We start from the raw sequence: 14,392 nt of genomic DNA, 5'->3' as shown, positions 1-14,392 counted from the left end.
ACGCACCTATGCCTTGACGAACGGCTGGCTGAGCACCGGCTGGCCGTTGATCGCCAGCAGCGCATTGGCCACCGCCGGGCCGATCACTGGCGTCCCCGGCTCGCCCACGCCGCTGGGCGGATTGGCCGAAGGCACGATGTAGGTCTCGACCCGCGGGGCCTCGGAATTGCGCAGCACGCGGTAGGTGTCGAAATTCCCTTGGTCGACGACGCCATCCGTCAAGGTGATCTCGCCGAACAGGGCCGCCGAGAGGCCGTAGCAGGTCCCGCCCTCCATCTGTGCCGCGATCTGGTCGGGCGAGATGGCGACGCCGCAGTCGATGGCGGTGACGACCCGGCCGACCTTCGGGACGCCGTTTTCGAGCTGCACCTCGGCGATCTGGGCGACGACCGAGCCGAAGCTCTCATGCACGGCCACGCCCCGGGTCCAGCCGGCGGGCGCCGGCGTCGCCCAGCCCGCCTTCTCGGCGGCGGTGTTCAGCACGGCCAGGTGCCGGTTGGCGCCGGCCTTCACATACAGCGCCCGGCGGTATTCCACCGGGTCCTTGCCGGCCGCCCGCGCCAGCTGGTCGATGGTGTGCTCCATGACGTAGGCCGTGTGGGTCGCGCCGACGGAGCGCCACCACAGCACCGGCACGCCCACGTCCGGCGTCAGCAGCTGGGCGTCCACGACCGGCGTCGCCTTCAGATAGGGCGAGCCCAACGCGCCCTCGGCGGCGGTGAAGTCGATGTCGCCGCTCATGCCGGGCGGCGCGCCCTTCATGATCGACTGGGTGACGATCCGGTGGCGCCAGGTCGCCGGATAACCTTCGGCGTCGGTCGTCACGCGCACCGTGTGGTGCACGATCGGCCGGTAGTAGCCGGCGCGCATGTCGTCCTCGCGCGTCCAGACCAGCTTCACCGGACGCCCGCCGCCGACCTTCTTGGCGATCTGGACGCACTCGACCACGTAGTCCGACTGGAAATTCGCACGACGCCCGAAGGAGCCGCCGGCCGGCAGGGTCTCGATCTGGATCGCGCCCGGCAGATTGCCGACGATCCTGGCCGTGTTGAGCTGGTCCAGGGTCTGGGTCTGGGAGCCGAAGATCAGCTGCGCCGAGTTGCCCTTCACGACGGCAACGCAGTTCATCGGCTCCATGGTGGCGTGGGCCAGGTACGGGAAGTCGTAGGCGACTTCCACGGCCGCGGTTCCTCCGGCGGCCCGCGCGGCCTCGCCCTTGGAATCGAAGCCCTTCCAGCCGTTCTTGCCTTCCGGCGCGGCGCTCTTGCCGGCGGCGAGGTCCTTGAAGCTGGCCAGGATCGCCGCCGAGCCGCGGGTCTCGGCCCCACTCTCGTCCCAGGTCACCTTGAGCGCGTCGCGGCCCTGCCGCGCGGCCCAGGTGTCGTTGGCCACCACCGCCACGCCGGACGGGATCTGATAGACCTCGACCACGCCCGGGACGTTCTTCGCGGCGGAACCGTCGAAGGACTTCACCTTGGCCCCGAACTTCGGCGGGTGCGCCACCATGGCCACCAGCATGTTCGGCAGCCGGACGTCCTGGGTGTAGCGGGCCGCGCCGGTGCTCTTGGCGACGCTATCCTTGCGTCGCACGCGGTCGGTGCCGATCAGGGTGAAGGTCTTGGGATCCTTCAGCGTCACCTGGTCGGGCGGCGTCACCTTGGCCGCGTCCTCCAGCAGTTCGCCGAAGTGGGCCTGTTGGCCCGAGGCGTGGGTCAGCACCCCGTTGGCCAGCCGCACCTCGCCGGCCGGCACGTTCCATTTGCCGGCCGCGGCCTGGACGAACATCGCGCGGGCCGTGGCGCCCGCGCGGCGAAGCTGTTCCCACGAGTTGGCGATCGCCGAGGAGCCGCCCGTGCCCTGCGTGCCGCCCATGTTGGCGTTGCCGTACACGTTGGCGATGGCCGGCGCCTGCTCGACGCGCACCTTCGCCCAGTCCGCGTCCAGCTCCTCGGCGACGATGGCCGCGAGGCCCGCGTGGTTCCCCCTGGCCGAACTCGATGTGCTTGGAGATGACGGTGACCGTCCCGTCCGCGGCGATGCGGATGAACGGCCCGAAGGCGCCGAAGTCCTTCTTCGCGCCGACGCTCAGCACGTCGGCCGGCGAGCAGCCGACCAGCAGGGCGCCGCCGGTCAGTGTCGCGCCGACGATCAGGGCGTCGCGCCGGGTGAGCTTCGCGGGACGGAGGGGCTTGTTCATCGGTTCGCGCCTCAGGCCTTGGGCGCCGGGACGGCCGGCGCGAGGGGTGGGACCGGCGCGGTGGTGACGACCGGCATGCCGGCGGCCTCCTTGATGGCGGCGCGAATCCGCTGGTAGGCGCCGCAGCGGCAGATGTGTCCGTCCATCGCCGCGGTGATCGCCGCGTCGTCAGGCTTCGGCGTCTGGTTCAGCAGGGCGACGGCGCCCATGATCTGGCCCGACTGGCAGTAGCCGCACTGGGGCACGTCGTGCTTCACCCACGCCTGCTGCAGCGGGTGATCGCCGCCCAGCCCCTCGATGGTGGTGATCTTGACGCCCGTGAAGGCCGACACCGGCGCCGAGCACGAGCGGATCGGCTGTCCGTCGGCCAGAACCGTGCAGGCGCCGCACTGGGCGATGCCGCAGCCATATTTTGTGCCGGTCAGCCCCAGTTCATCCCGCAGCACCCAGAGTAGCGGCGTGTCCGGGCCCGCGTTGACGTTCAGAACGCGGCCGTTCACATCGAGCGTCGAGGCCATCAGTTGCGTCCCTCCCGTGACACGTCTTTAGGCATAGTAGCTGTGCCTGGGCGTCGAGGGGAAGCGAGCGGTGGCCTTCGGCGCCCGAGCCCGCTAAAGCGTACCGCTCTTACGAATTCGTCGCCCGTTCTCTGAATACCGCCTCTGGGGAGAGTCCATGATCCGCGTCGCCGCCGCCGCTTCCGTATTGGCGCTTTCGCTTGCCGCTCCGGCCTCCGCCGCCGACGGCCAGCAGCTGTTCAACATGCAGTGCAAGATGTGCCACACGGGCGGCCCGATGGGTCCCAGCCTGACGGGCGTCGCCGGGGCGAAGATCGCGTCGAAGGAGGGCTTCGCCTACTCGCCGGCGCTGAAGGCGAAGGGTGGGACCTGGACGGACGCCAACCTCGACGCCTTCCTCAAGGCCCCGGCTCAGTTTGCCCCCGGCACCAAGATGATGATGAACGTCGCCAGCGACGAGAGCCGCGTGGCGATCATCGGGTACCTCAAGACCCTCAAATAGCGCTAGGCTCGGGCGCATGGACGCCTTTCCCGCCTTCTTCCCGCTCGCCGGCCGCACGGTGGTGATCGCGGGGGAGGGCGAGGCGGCCGAGGCCAAGGCCCGGCTGTTCGAGGGCTCGCCCGCCACGGTGGTCCGCCTCTCCGAGGAGGAGGCGCTGGACCGCCGCGCCTATGCCGCCGCCACGCTCGCCTTCGTCGCCGCCGAGGACGACCACTTCGCGCGACAGGCGGCCGAGGCCGCGCGCGCCGCCGGCGTGCCGGTGAACGTCGTGGACCGGCCGGCGCTCTGCGACTTCACCACGCCCGCCGTGATCGACCGCGGCGAGGTGGTGGCCGCCATCGGCACGGGCGGCGCCTCGCCCATGCTGGCGACCATGCTGCGCCACGACCTGGAGGCCCGGGTGCCGGAAGGGGCCGGCCGGGTCGCGGCCCTGTTCCGTCAGATGCAGGACGAGGTGCGTGAGGCCCTGCCCGAAGCCCATCGCCGGCGCGCCTTCCTGCGTGACGCCCTTCGCGGCCCCGCGGCCCGGGCGGCGATGGAGGGGGACATGGACCAGGCCAGGGATCTGCTGCGCCTGGGTCTGGCCCAGGATGCGCCGCTGGCCGCCGCCGTCCAGTACATCGACGCCCGGGGGCCCGCCGACCTCCTGACCCTGCGCGCCGCGCGCGCGCTCGCCGCCGCCGACGTGCTGGTCTGCGACGCGGCGGCCCATGCGGACGTCCTGGCTCTCGCCCGCCGCGACGCCGAACGGCGGGAAGGCCTCGGTCTTGAGGCGCTCGCCGATCTGGCTCGCGGCGGGCGCAGGGTAGCCCGCCTGGTCACCGGCTCCGGGTGGCGCACCGAACAGGCGGCGCTCGAGGCGGCGGGCGTCGAGACCGAGGTCCTGCCGATCGCGGGCTGAGCTGCGGGCCTTCTCCCGCGCCCCCACTGGCCTAAACAGGCGGCATGTTTCTGATCAGGCCTCTTCGACGGTTGACCGCCAAGGCCGTGCTTGCCAACCCTTGTGCATGACCAAGCTTCTCTGCACGGCCGCCCTGCTCGCGTTGCTGGCCACATCGGCCGCCGCCCAGCCGTCGGACGCGGCGCTCGCCGCCCGCGTCGACCGAGTGCTGGCGAAGACGCCGCTGATCGACGGACACAACGACCTGCCGTGGGCGATCCGCGAGCGGTTCGACGGCAAGATGGACAAGGTCGACCTTGCCCGCGACACCAAGGCCCTGCCGGCGCCCGCGGGAGATCCGCCGCTGATGACGGACATCGGGCGCCTCAAGGCCGGCAGGGTCGGAGGCCAGTTCTGGTCGGTCTGGATTCCCGCCGACCTCAAGGGCCCCGAGGCCGTGCAGGTCACGCTGGAGCAGATCGACATCGTCCGGCAGATGACCCAGCGCTGGCCGCAGGCCCTGGAGATGGCGTACACCGCCGACGACGTCGTGCGCATCCACAAGGCCGGCCGGGTCGCCTCGCTGGTCGGCATCGAGGGCGGTCACCAGATCAACGACAGCCTGCCGGCGCTGCGCCAGATGTATGCTGCCGGCGCCCGCTACATGACGCTGACCCACGCGCGGAACGTCGCCTGGGCCGACAGCGCCACCGACAATCCCAGGCTCGACGGCCTCAGCCCCTTCGGGGAGCAGGTCGTGCGCGAGATGAACTGGCTGGGCATGCTGGTTGACCTGAGCCACGTCTCGGAGGCCACCATGAAGGATGCGCTGCGCGTCGCGCAGGCTCCCGCGATCTTCTCGCACTCCGGCTCGCGCGCCGTGGCCGACCATCCGCGCAACGTGTCGGACGAGATCCTCCTGCTCGTGAAGCAGAACCGCGGGGTGGTGATGGCCAACTTCGCACCGGGCTACGCGTCCAACGAAGCGGCCCGCTGGGCTTCCGACCGCGCCGCCGAGCGCACCCGCGGCAACGCCCCGCCCTACGCCGGCAACTTCATCGGCCAGCCCGAAAAGGCCCAGGCTGCGCTGGAGGCTTGGGAGAAGGCCAACCCGCATCCGCCGGTCACCCTGGCCATGATCGCCGACCACATCGAGCACATCGCCAAGGTCTGCGGCGTCGATTGCGTCGGCATCGGCTCCGACTTCGACGGCATCCCGACGACGCCGGCGGGGCTCGAGGGCGTCGACAAATTCCCGGGCCTGTTCATCGAACTCGCCCGTCGCGGCTGGAGCGACGCCGACCTCGCCAAGCTGGCGGGCGGAAACGTGCTGCGCGTGATGCGCGAGGCCGAAGCCGCCGCCAAGCGTCTGCAGGCGGCGCGCCCCGCGTCCAACGCCACGATCGCCGAACTGGATCGCCCGAAGCGCTAGAAGTCCAGCGGCCGGCCCTTGGTCTCGCGCAGGAACAGCAGGCAGGTGACCACCGAAATGGCGGTGAACACCACGGGGAACCACAGGCCGGAATAGATGTTGCCGTACGCCGTCACGATGGCGAAGGCCGAGAAGGGGACGAAGCCGCCCACCCAGCCGGTGCCGATGTGGTACGGCAGGGACAGCGCGGTGTAGCGCACACGCGTCGGGAACATCTCGACGAGCGCCGCCGCCATCGGTCCGTAGAGCGCGGTGGCCGCGACGACGAACACCAGCATCACCCCGAAGGCCCCGAAGAAGTTCATCCGCGACGGGTCGGCCTTCTCCGGGTAGCCGGCGCGGGCCAGGCCCTGCTTGATGCGCGTCTCGACGCTGGTCTTTACCCCCTTGGCGGCGTCGGCCGGCAGGCCTGTGGCGTCCGCCGAGGTGATGGTCGCCATGCCCACCCGAACCATCGCCGGCTGGCCGGGGGTTCCGGCATCGTTGCGGTAGGACACGCCGGCGTTGGCCAGCACGCCCTTGGCGATGTCGCACGACGAGGTGAACTGCGCCTTGCCGACGGGATCGAACTGCAGCGAACAGTCGGCCGGGTCGGCGATGACCACCACAGGGGTCCGCGCCTCGGCCTCCGCCAGCGCCGGGTTGAGCGTCTGGGCCAGCATGTGGAAGCCCGGGAAGTAGGCGGCCAGCATCAGGGTCATGCCGAAGAGCATCACGGGCTTTCGGCCCACGCGGTCCGACAGCCAGCCGAAGAAGACATAGCCGATCGCGCTGACCGCCGTCGCCGACAGCATCAGGGCGGTGATCGTCTCGGGCGGCGCCTTCAGGAACCGTTCCATGAAGGTCTGGACGTAGAAGAACGCCGTGTACCAGACGGCGCCTTGCGCCGACATGATCGCGAACAGCGCCAGCAGCACGAGCTTGAGGTTGCCCCAGTGGCCGAAGGCCTCCTTGAAGGGCGCCTTCGTCTGCTGCCCCTCGGCCTTCAACTTGGCGAAGGCCGGGCTTTCCGAGAGCTTCAGCCGCATCCAGACCGAGATGCCCAGGAGGCCGGCCGAGAACAGGAAGGGGGATCCGCCAGCCCCAGGCGTCGAAGGCCTCGGCCCCGACGAACTCGCCCAGGATCACCCGCGTGGTCAGGATCACCAGCAAGGCGCCGAAGAGGCCGAGCGCCGCCGAAGTCTGCACCCAGCTGGTCGCCCAGCCGCGCTTGTCCGCCGGAGCATGCTCGGCGACGTAGATCGCCGCGCCGCCATATTCTCCGCCCAGCGCGAAGCCCTGGATGATCCGCATGAGGATCAGGAGCGCGGGACCGATCATCCCCGCCTGTTCGTAGGACGGGAGCAGGCCGATGGCGAAGGTCGCGCCGCCCATCAGCAGAACGGTCATCAGGAAGGCGCCCTTGCGGCCGGCCTTGTCGCCGATGCGCCCGAAGACCAGGGCGCCCAGGGGCCGGAACAGGAAGCCCGCGCCGAACAGCGCGAGGGCGGCCGCCAGTCCCGCAGACTCCGGCAGGCCGGTGAAGAACACCCGCCCGACCACGCTCGCCAGGCTGCCGAAGACGAAGAAGTCGTACCACTCGAACGCAGTGCCTGCCGACGAGGCGGCGACAACGGTCTTCAGCGAGGTTTCCTTTTCCGGCGCGTCCGCCCGCTCAGCCGCGATGTCGGCCATCCCCGCATCCTCCCCCAGGATCTTGTTCGATCTGCTCTAACACCGCTTCGCGAAGCGGGGGAAGGTCGCGTCAGGCGACGGCCGCGTCGTCGGCCTCGGCCTCGAGCGCGGCGGGCGCGCTCAGCCGGGCGATCTCCGACAGCAGGAGGGCCGGGGAGATCGGCTTGCCCACCACGCCGTCCATGCCCGCGTCGAGGTACGACTGTCGCTGGTGCGACAACACATTGGCGGTAAGGGCGACGATCGGCGTCGCGGCGACCGCGCCACCCAGGGCGCGAATGCGGCGGGCCGCCTCCAGGCCGTCGATCCCCGGCATCTGCACGTCCATCAGGACGAGGTCGAAGCCGCCGCGGGCGGCGGCCTCCACGCCAAGATAGCCGTCGGCGGCGGTCTCGACCGAGGCGCCCAGGTTTTCGAGCAGCTTGGTGGCGATCAGCCGGTTGGTGGCGTTGTCCTCGACGACCAGAACCCGGAGGCCTTCCAGCACCGTCTGCGGGGTCGCTTCGACCGCGACCTGGGCCTCGGCGGGCTCGGCCGCCACCTCGAGCCAGAAGGTCGAACCCTGACCCTCGACCGAGGCGAAGCCCACGTCGCCGTTCATCATCTCGGCCAGCCGCCGGGTGATGGCCAGGCCCAGACCCGAGCCCCCCGAACTTGCGCGTCGTCGAGACGTCGGCCTGGTTGAAGCGCTGGAACAGGCGGGCCTGGGCGTCCGCCGGGATGCCGATGCCGGTGTCCTCCACCTCGAAACGCAGCACGCCGGCGTCAGCGGTGCGGCAGCGGACCACCACATGGCCCCGCTCGGTGAACTTCACGGCGTTGCCGACGAGGTTGAACAGCGCCTGCCGCAGCCGCACCGGGTCGGACCGCACCCAGTCCACCTCGAGCCCGGCGTCGACGATCAGCTGCAGGCCCTTGGCCTGGGCCTGCGGCTTCAGCAGGCGCGCGACGCCCTCGACCAGGGCGCGGACGTCCACCGGCTCGCAGGCCAGCTCCAGCCGCCCCGCCTCGATCTTCGAGAAGTCGATCACGTCGTTGAGCAGTTCGGCCAGCATCTGGCCGCACGACAGCGCCTCGTCCAGGAGCGCCCGGCCGTCGTCGGTCAGGTGCTCGGACTTCAGGAGATGCAGCACGCCCATCACCCCATTCAGCGGGGTGCGGATCTCGTGGCTCATGTTGGCCAGGAAGGCAGCCTTGGCCTCGCCTGCTGCCTCGGCCGCGCGCTGGGCTTCGATCAGGGCCAGTTCCTGGCGCTTGTTCGCGTCGCAGTCCTGGATCAGCCCTACGGCCTTCAGCCAGCGGCCCCCCGGCCGATCTTCAGGTGATGGTGGACCCGAACCCAGCGCTCGGCGCCGTCGGGGCGGACGATGCGGGCCTCGAAGCTCTCGCCCGACCGCTTGTCGCCGCGGTGCAGCGCCCGGAACGAGGCCCGGACGTGCGGCAGGTCGTCGGGATGGAAGCCGGGGTAGCTGAGCTGGACGGCCTCCTCGTAGCTGGAGCCGCGTCGGCCGGTGATCCGCTCGAACTCGGGCGAGGCCCAGAAGCTGCGGTTCACGTGGTCGATCTCGTAGACCCCCGCCTCGGCGGCCTTCAGCGCCATCTCGAGGGCGCCGGGCGGCCACCTGGACCTCGCGCCGGGCCTTGCGGGCCTGCTGCTCGCCGTGGCGGGCGGCGTCACGCGCGGCCGCAAGCTCGGTGATGTCCTCGGAGATGCCCTTCAGTGCGTGCTTGCCGTTCGGCCGGGGCTCGGTGGCGACCGTGGCGCGCACCGTCATCCAGCTGTCCCGCGCCCAGATCCGGTGTTCGAGCTGCATCGGCGCGCCGCCGTTCACCGCGGCGGTGAACGCCGCCATCACCCGGCTGCGGTCGCGCGGATGGACGATGGCCGCGAAGCTCTCCGGCGTCTCGTGCGCCTGCGGCTCGAAGCCGACCATGCTGACGATCTCGTCCGACCACCAGATGCGCCCGTCCGCCGGCTCGAACGTCCACATGCCGATGCCGGCCGAGGCGCCCAGCGCCTTGCGCGTGCGGCGCGCCGCGTCCAGTTCGTCCCGGTGCGCGCGCTCCTGCGTGGCGTCGCGCATGGTCACCAGGTGGCAGCCGTCGGGCAGCATGGAGCGGCGAACCGCCGCCCACCGCGAGCCGCCGTCCTTCAAGAGGACGCGGACCTCGCTCTCGTACATCTCGCCTGGCCTGGAGTGCGCCACGCGGGCGGCCATGCCCGGCCGATCGTCGGGGTGGAACAGCTCCAGCGCCGGCCGGCCGACCAGCTCGTCCTCGGCCCAGCCAGTCAGCTTCGACCAGGCAGGATTGGCCAGCCGCAGCCGTCCGTCCGGTCCGACCACGTGCATCAGGTCGCAGCTGTGTTCGAACAGCTGCTGCACCATTTCGGCCCTGTCGGCGGCGCTGCTCGCGCTCTTCCCGGCCATCGGCTTCCCCCAGGTGAGCGGTGAGGCTTACACCGGCGGGGTAAACGCAACGTTGTTCGGAAATTGCGTTATTTTATCCGTGATCAGAACGCGCTTTCCCCGGTGATCGCGCGGCCCAGGATCAGCGCGTGCACGTCGTGGGCGCCCTCGTAGGTGTTCACCGTTTCCAGGTTCGAGGCGTGGCGCATCACGTGGTACTCGCCCGAGATGCCGTTGCCGCCGTGCATGTCGCGCGCGACGCGGGCGATCTCCAGCGCCTTGCCGCAATTGTTGCGCTTCAGCATCGAGATCGCCTCCGGCACCCAGGCGCCCTCGTCGATCAGCCGACCCAGCGCGAGCGCGCCCTCGAAGCCCAGCGCGATCTCGGTCGACATGTCGGCCAGCTTCTTCTGCACCAGCTGCCGCGACGCCAGCGTGCGGCCGAACAGGCTGCGGCTGGAGACATAGTCGCGGCTGGCGTGCAGGCAGAATTCCGCCGCGCCCATGGCGCCCCACGCGATTCCATAGCGAGCCTTGTTCAGGCACGAGAACGGCCCGCGCAGGCCTTCCACGCCCGGCAGCATCATGTCGTCCGGCACGAACACGTCCGAGAGGGCGATCTCGCCGGTCACAGAGGCGCGAAGCGAGAGCTTGTTCTGGATCTTGGGCGTCTCGAACCCTTGGGCGCCGCGCTCGACCAGGAAGCCGCGGATCTTGCCGTCCAGCTTGGCCCAGACCAGGGCCACGTCGCTGATCGGCGAGTTGGTGATCCACATCTTGGCGCCGTTCAGCACATAGCCGCCGTCGACCTTCTTGGCGGTGGTGCGCATCGAGGCGGGGTCCGAGCCGCCATCGGGCTCGGTGAGGCCGAAGCAGCCGATGATCCTGCCGGCCGCCATGCCGGGCAGGAACTTGCGCTTCTGCTCCTCCGACCCGAAGGCGTAGATCGGGTACATCACCAGAGAGCTCTGCACGCTCATCGCCGAGCGGTAGCCACTGTCGATCGCCTCGATCTCGCGGGCGATCAGGCCGTAGGCGACGTGGTTCACGCCGGCGCAGCCGTACTCCTCCGGAAGCGTCGGGCCCAGGAAGCCCAGCTCGCCCATCTCGGTCATGATCTCGCGGTCGAACCGTTCCTCGGCATAGGCCGAGACGACGCGGGGCAGCAGCTTCTCGCGGGCGTACTGGCGGGCGGCCTCCCACACCATCCGCTCCTCTTCCGAGAGGCGCGAGGACAGGTCCAGGGGATCGTCCCAGCGGTAGGTCTTCTGCGGCGCGGAATCGAGCGGCATGGCGGTTCCCCTTGCTTCTTTCCGCGGCGGCATACCGGTTTTTCAAGGGCGGCGGTAGGCCCTCCTCAGACCTCGGCCCACATCCGCAAGAGGTTGTGATACCCGCCGGTCAGCGAGATCAGCTCGGGGGCGTCGGCGCCGACGCGACCCGACAGCTGCTGGATGGCGAGATCTATCTGAAACAGCAGGTCGCGCTTGGCGACCTCGCGCACCAGGCTCTGGATCCAGAAGAAGCTCGAGACCCGCGCGCCGCGGGTCACCGGCGTCACCCGGTGCAGGCTGGAGGCCGGATAGAGGATCATGTCGCCCGCTGGCAGCTTCACCTCGTGGGTTCCGAAGGTGTCCTCGACCACCAGCTCGCCGCCGTCATAGGCCTCGGGCTCGGTCAGGAACAGCGTCGCGGACAGGTCGCTGCGGATCCGCACCGAACCATCGCGGCTCTGGCGGATCGAATTGTCCACGTGCAGCCCGAACGCCTCGCCACCGGCGTAGCGGTTGAACAGCGGCGGGAAGACCACCTGCGGCAGGGCTGCGGCGACGAACAGCGGGTTGCGCGACAGCGCGTCCAGGATCGTCTCGCCGGCCTGGACGGCGGCCGGCGAGCCCTCGGGAAGCTGGGCGTTGCGCTTGGCCAGGGCGGCCTGGGCCCCGAGGTCTCGTTGCCGTCCACCCACGGCGCGGCGTCGATCAGGGCGCGCAGCTCGACGACCTGGGTCTTCGTCAGCACCTCGGGAATGTGCAGCATCATGGCGGAGCCACCTTAAGCGGTCGGTGTCGGGGATGCGAAGCGGCCCCGCCTCGTGGGAAGGCGGGGCCGACGCACGTCCGTACCCGAAGGGGAGGTCAGTAGCGGACGTTGAGGGTGAGGATCGCCTGGCGGGCCGGCCCGTAATCGGCGTGGTGCACGCCGTTCGTCCGGATGATGTAGTCCTCGTCGGCCAGGTTCTGGATGTTCAGCTGCAGGTCGACATTCGCGCTGATCCGGTAGGACGCGAAGGCGTCGAACCGCCAGTAGGAAGGGGCGTAGATGCGGTTGGTCCCTCCGCCCGCGCCGCCCTGGTTGCCGCCGAAGCTCTTCGAGACATGGTAGGCCCCGCCGCCCAGCGTCAGGGCTTCGGTCGCCTCGTAGGTTGTGAACAGGCTGAAGCTGTGCTTCGGCGAATTGGCCAGGGGATCGCCGACGTTGACGACATTGTAGGCGCCGCGCACCAGCTCGGTGTCCATGTAGGTGTAGCCGCCGAACACGTTCCATCGGTCGCTCACCGCGCCGGTCACGCCGACCTCGACGCCCTTGGCGGCGGCTTCGCCCACCTGGGCATAGACGCCGGCCGACACCTGGACCTGAGCGTTCTCGCGCTTGAGGTCGAAATAGGTGATCGAGGCGCTCAGGCGCTCGCCGAAGAACGCGGCCTTGGCCCCGACCTCGAAGTTGGTGACCTCCTCGGGGTCGAGCAGAACGTTCGCCAGGTTGCCTGTCCCCGTCCCGGCGCCGGTGTTCTGGTCGCCCGAAGCGATCGTCGGCGGCGTCGAGGTGGTCGCGTAGGCCACATAGACGCTGGAGGTCTCGGTCGGCTTGTAGACCAGGCCCACCTGGTAGTTGGTGAACGACCAGTCGCCGGCCCGCGGCGTCAGCGTCTCGCCGGTGATCACGCCATTGGCGCTGGTCACGGCGACATCCGTACCCGTCACCTCGTACTGGTCATGGCGGATGCCCAGGTTCAGCAGCCACCTGTCGCCGAACGAAACGGTGTCGAAGGCGTAGACGCCGGTCGTCTTGGTGATGTTCCGCGACGGGGTCGGGCGGGTGATGGTCCCCTGCCAGGGGTCGCTCGGGTCCGGCGCGAAGACCAGCGTGCAATCCCCGACGCCCAGGTTGTTGCTGGCGCCGCTGAAGCCCGCCGGGCAGGGGGCGCCGGCGGTCGTATAGACCACATAGGCGGCGTTCTTGTTCTGCTCGCGCGACAGCTCCAGGCCCACGTCGTAGCTGTGGGTGATGAAGCCTTGGCCGAACTTGCCATAGATGTCGGTGACGTTGGCCACCGTCCGGGTCGGGTTCCAGCGCCCCTTGGTCCCGCGCTTCATCCAGTACTGCCCGCCCACCAGCTGGGCGGCGCCGCCGTCGCCGGGGTTGGTCACCACATAGTCGTTGAGGGTTTTCGCCGCCCGGAAGACGTTTCGCAGCTTGAGCGCCTCGGAGACGTCATGCTCGGCGATGAAGGTGGCGATGTCGGCCTCGGTCTCCTGATAGTCGCGGGCCTTCAGGCCGTAGAAGCTGCCGCGCGGCACATCCAGGACGCCGCTGTCGGTGCGCGGCAGCCCGGGAACCTTCGTGAACAGCGGAACGCCGTAGTCCGGCAAGTCATCGGTGCGCAGGCGGTAGTAGAGCAGGGTGGCGCGGGTCTCCGTGCCGATCCCCGTCGCGGCCCCGGCGAGCAGGCCGTAGCGGCTGGAGCCGGCGGCGTCCCGCCCCGGGCTGTCAGCCTCGATGCCCATCAGGTTCAGCCGCACCGCGGAGGTGTCGCCCACCTGGTAGTTCGCGTCGATCACGCCGCGGCGGTAGTCGTCGGTCCCGACGGCCGCCTGGCCGTTGACGAAGGTGTCGAGGCGCGGGCGCTTGGTCGTCAGGTTGATGCTGCCGCCCCCGAGCCGCGGCCGGAGTAGGCGCTGTCGGCGCCCTTCACGACTTCCACCTGCTCGATGGCGAACACCTCGCGCATCTGGCCGCCGGTGTCGCGCACGCCGTCGACGAAGATGTTGTTGCCCGAGGCCTGGCCGCGGATGAACGGCCGGTCGGCCAGCGGCTGCCCGCCTTCGCCGGCGCCGAAGGTGATCCCGGGCGAAGTGCGCAGGATGTCGGTGAGCGAGGTGGCGGCCGTCTGCTCGATCACCTGGCGCGGGATGACCGTGATACTGCGCGGCGTGTCGATCAGGGGGGCGGTGTGCTTCGGCGTCTCGGGCTCGCGCGGCCGGACTCCCGCCACGTCCACGCCCGTCAGATCCGCAGGGGCCGGCGCGGCCGCATCGGTCGCCACGTCCGCGGCTTGCGCCGCCGCGCCCATCGACAGTCCGGCGACACCCGCGACCGCGAACACCAGGGCGCGCTTCTTCCGCGCGACGACGCCCGTCCTTGCCATGATCCCCCGTCCCTCAACCTTGAGAATAAGAATGAGAGGCGTTCTTAGTTTCTAGTCGGGGTCGTGGCAATGAGAATCGTTCGCAATTAGCGCCGTGGATAATCCGCCGGTGCGCAACCATGCGGGGCCGGAGGGGTTAAGGCCTTAGTCCCGAACGAGAATTCGCCGATGATCGACGCCGCCGACGTACTCCGCCCCTTCCTCTGGCTCGCGGCGATCGCGTTCCTGGTGGGCTTCGTCAGCTATGTCGCGCTGGGGCGGCCGCTCGATGCCCGGACGGCTGCGACGGAGGCGTGGACCGCACAGGTCTCCGCCCCTGTCTCCGACGAATGGAACACGCCCAAGCACATCTGAG

At 70.0% G+C, this 14,392-nt stretch carries 10 protein-coding genes and 5 pseudogenes; 4 read left to right on the top strand and 11 right to left on the bottom strand.

Going from position 1 to position 14,392, the window contains the following annotated elements; genetic code table 11:
• Positions 1–6: 6 nt before the first annotated feature.
• Positions 7–2,197: pseudogene (locus LRS10_RS04830) on the bottom strand (molybdopterin cofactor-binding domain-containing protein).
• 11 nt (positions 2,198–2,208) lie between these two features.
• On the bottom strand, positions 2,209–2,715 hold the full coding sequence (locus LRS10_RS04825) for a (2Fe-2S)-binding protein (RefSeq protein WP_257836259.1): 507 nt from the start codon (positions 2,713–2,715) through the stop codon (positions 2,209–2,211).
• 157 nt (positions 2,716–2,872) lie between these two features.
• Here LRS10_RS04825 and LRS10_RS04820 point away from each other — a divergent pair, with 157 nt between their 5' ends.
• The 3 genes from LRS10_RS04820 (at position 2,873) to LRS10_RS04810 (ending at position 5,529) form a co-directional block, all read left to right on the top strand.
• A complete protein-coding gene (locus LRS10_RS04820; RefSeq protein WP_257836258.1) occupies positions 2,873–3,217 on the top strand; it encodes a cytochrome c family protein in 345 nt (114 codons plus the stop codon).
• Positions 3,218–3,233: 16 nt separating this feature from the next.
• Positions 3,234–4,118, top strand: coding sequence for a siroheme synthase (locus LRS10_RS04815; protein ID WP_257836257.1), 885 nt, complete (start codon positions 3,234–3,236; stop codon positions 4,116–4,118).
• Positions 4,119–4,224: 106 nt separating this feature from the next.
• Positions 4,225–5,529, top strand: coding sequence for a dipeptidase (locus LRS10_RS04810; protein ID WP_257836256.1), 1,305 nt, complete (start codon positions 4,225–4,227; stop codon positions 5,527–5,529).
• Here the strand turns inward: LRS10_RS04810 and LRS10_RS04805 are convergent.
• The 9 genes and pseudogenes from LRS10_RS04805 to LRS10_RS24340 all read right to left on the bottom strand — a co-directional run bounded on the left by LRS10_RS04805 (position 5,526) and on the right by LRS10_RS24340 (position 14,037).
• Positions 5,526–7,203: pseudogene (locus tag LRS10_RS04805) on the bottom strand (MFS transporter). The gene LRS10_RS04810 and the pseudogene LRS10_RS04805 overlap by 4 nt on opposite strands.
• Before the next feature lie 70 nt (positions 7,204–7,273).
• Entirely contained in the window at positions 7,274–7,996 is a 723-nt protein-coding gene (locus LRS10_RS24360; protein WP_308237920.1) for a response regulator, read from the bottom strand.
• Positions 7,935–8,342: pseudogene (locus tag LRS10_RS24355) on the bottom strand (sensor histidine kinase); the annotation flags it as partial. The pseudogene LRS10_RS24355 and the gene LRS10_RS24360, both read right to left, overlap by 62 nt.
• A gap of 152 nt (positions 8,343–8,494) precedes the next feature.
• The gene (locus tag LRS10_RS24350; protein WP_308237919.1) at positions 8,495–8,803 is read right to left on the bottom strand and encodes a PAS domain-containing protein; all 309 of its coding nucleotides are present in this window, start codon (positions 8,801–8,803) and stop codon (positions 8,495–8,497) included.
• A gap of 190 nt (positions 8,804–8,993) precedes the next feature.
• A pseudogene (locus tag LRS10_RS24345) lies at positions 8,994–9,554 on the bottom strand (PAS domain-containing protein); the annotation flags it as partial.
• A gap of 161 nt (positions 9,555–9,715) precedes the next feature.
• Entirely contained in the window at positions 9,716–10,903 is a 1,188-nt protein-coding gene (locus LRS10_RS04795) for an acyl-CoA dehydrogenase (RefSeq protein ID WP_257836255.1), read from the bottom strand.
• Positions 10,904–10,968: 65 nt separating this feature from the next.
• Positions 10,969–11,651, bottom strand: a pseudogene (locus LRS10_RS04790) (Fe2+-dependent dioxygenase).
• 95 nt (positions 11,652–11,746) lie between these two features.
• On the bottom strand, positions 11,747–13,450 hold the full coding sequence (locus tag LRS10_RS04785) for a TonB-dependent receptor domain-containing protein (protein WP_308237918.1): 1,704 nt from the start codon (positions 13,448–13,450) through the stop codon (positions 11,747–11,749).
• A 74-nt stretch (positions 13,451–13,524) separates the two neighbouring features.
• Positions 13,525–14,037, bottom strand: coding sequence for a TonB-dependent receptor plug domain-containing protein (locus LRS10_RS24340; protein WP_308237917.1), 513 nt, complete (start codon positions 14,035–14,037; stop codon positions 13,525–13,527).
• 168 nt (positions 14,038–14,205) lie between these two features.
• On the opposite strand from LRS10_RS24340, the gene LRS10_RS04780 reads away from it, so the two are divergent.
• The gene (locus LRS10_RS04780) at positions 14,206–14,391 is read left to right on the top strand and encodes a hypothetical protein (RefSeq protein WP_257836254.1); all 186 of its coding nucleotides are present in this window, start codon (positions 14,206–14,208) and stop codon (positions 14,389–14,391) included.
• Position 14,392 lies beyond the last annotated feature (1 nt).

It is taken from the genome of Phenylobacterium sp. J426 (assembly GCF_024699945.1).
In the GTDB taxonomy this organism is placed as follows: Bacteria; Pseudomonadota; Alphaproteobacteria; order Caulobacterales; family Caulobacteraceae; genus Phenylobacterium.
The sequence above is the reverse complement of the archived record's forward strand: the minus strand, read 5'-3'. Positions and strand labels throughout refer to the sequence as shown.

Excerpts from the sequence above, each read along its gene's own strand:
- LRS10_RS04795 (WP_257836255.1), bottom strand. The coding sequence starts at position 10,903 with ATGCCGCTCGATTCCGCGCCGCAGAAGACCTACCGCTGGGACGATCCC.
- LRS10_RS24360 (WP_308237920.1), bottom strand. The coding sequence starts at position 7,996 with ATGTGGTGGTCCGCTGCCGCACCGCTGACGCCGGCGTGCTGCGTTTCG.
- LRS10_RS04780 (WP_257836254.1), top strand. The coding sequence starts at position 14,206 with ATGATCGACGCCGCCGACGTACTCCGCCCCTTCCTCTGGCTCGCGGCG.
- LRS10_RS04815 (WP_257836257.1), top strand. The coding sequence starts at position 3,234 with ATGGACGCCTTTCCCGCCTTCTTCCCGCTCGCCGGCCGCACGGTGGTG.
- LRS10_RS04825 (WP_257836259.1), bottom strand. The coding sequence starts at position 2,715 with ATGGCCTCGACGCTCGATGTGAACGGCCGCGTTCTGAACGTCAACGCG.
- LRS10_RS04820 (WP_257836258.1), top strand. The coding sequence starts at position 2,873 with ATGATCCGCGTCGCCGCCGCCGCTTCCGTATTGGCGCTTTCGCTTGCC.
- LRS10_RS04810 (WP_257836256.1), top strand. The coding sequence starts at position 4,225 with ATGACCAAGCTTCTCTGCACGGCCGCCCTGCTCGCGTTGCTGGCCACA.
- LRS10_RS24340 (WP_308237917.1), bottom strand. The coding sequence starts at position 14,037 with ATGGCAAGGACGGGCGTCGTCGCGCGGAAGAAGCGCGCCCTGGTGTTC.
- LRS10_RS24350 (WP_308237919.1), bottom strand. The coding sequence starts at position 8,803 with ATGGCGCTGAAGGCCGCCGAGGCGGGGGTCTACGAGATCGACCACGTG.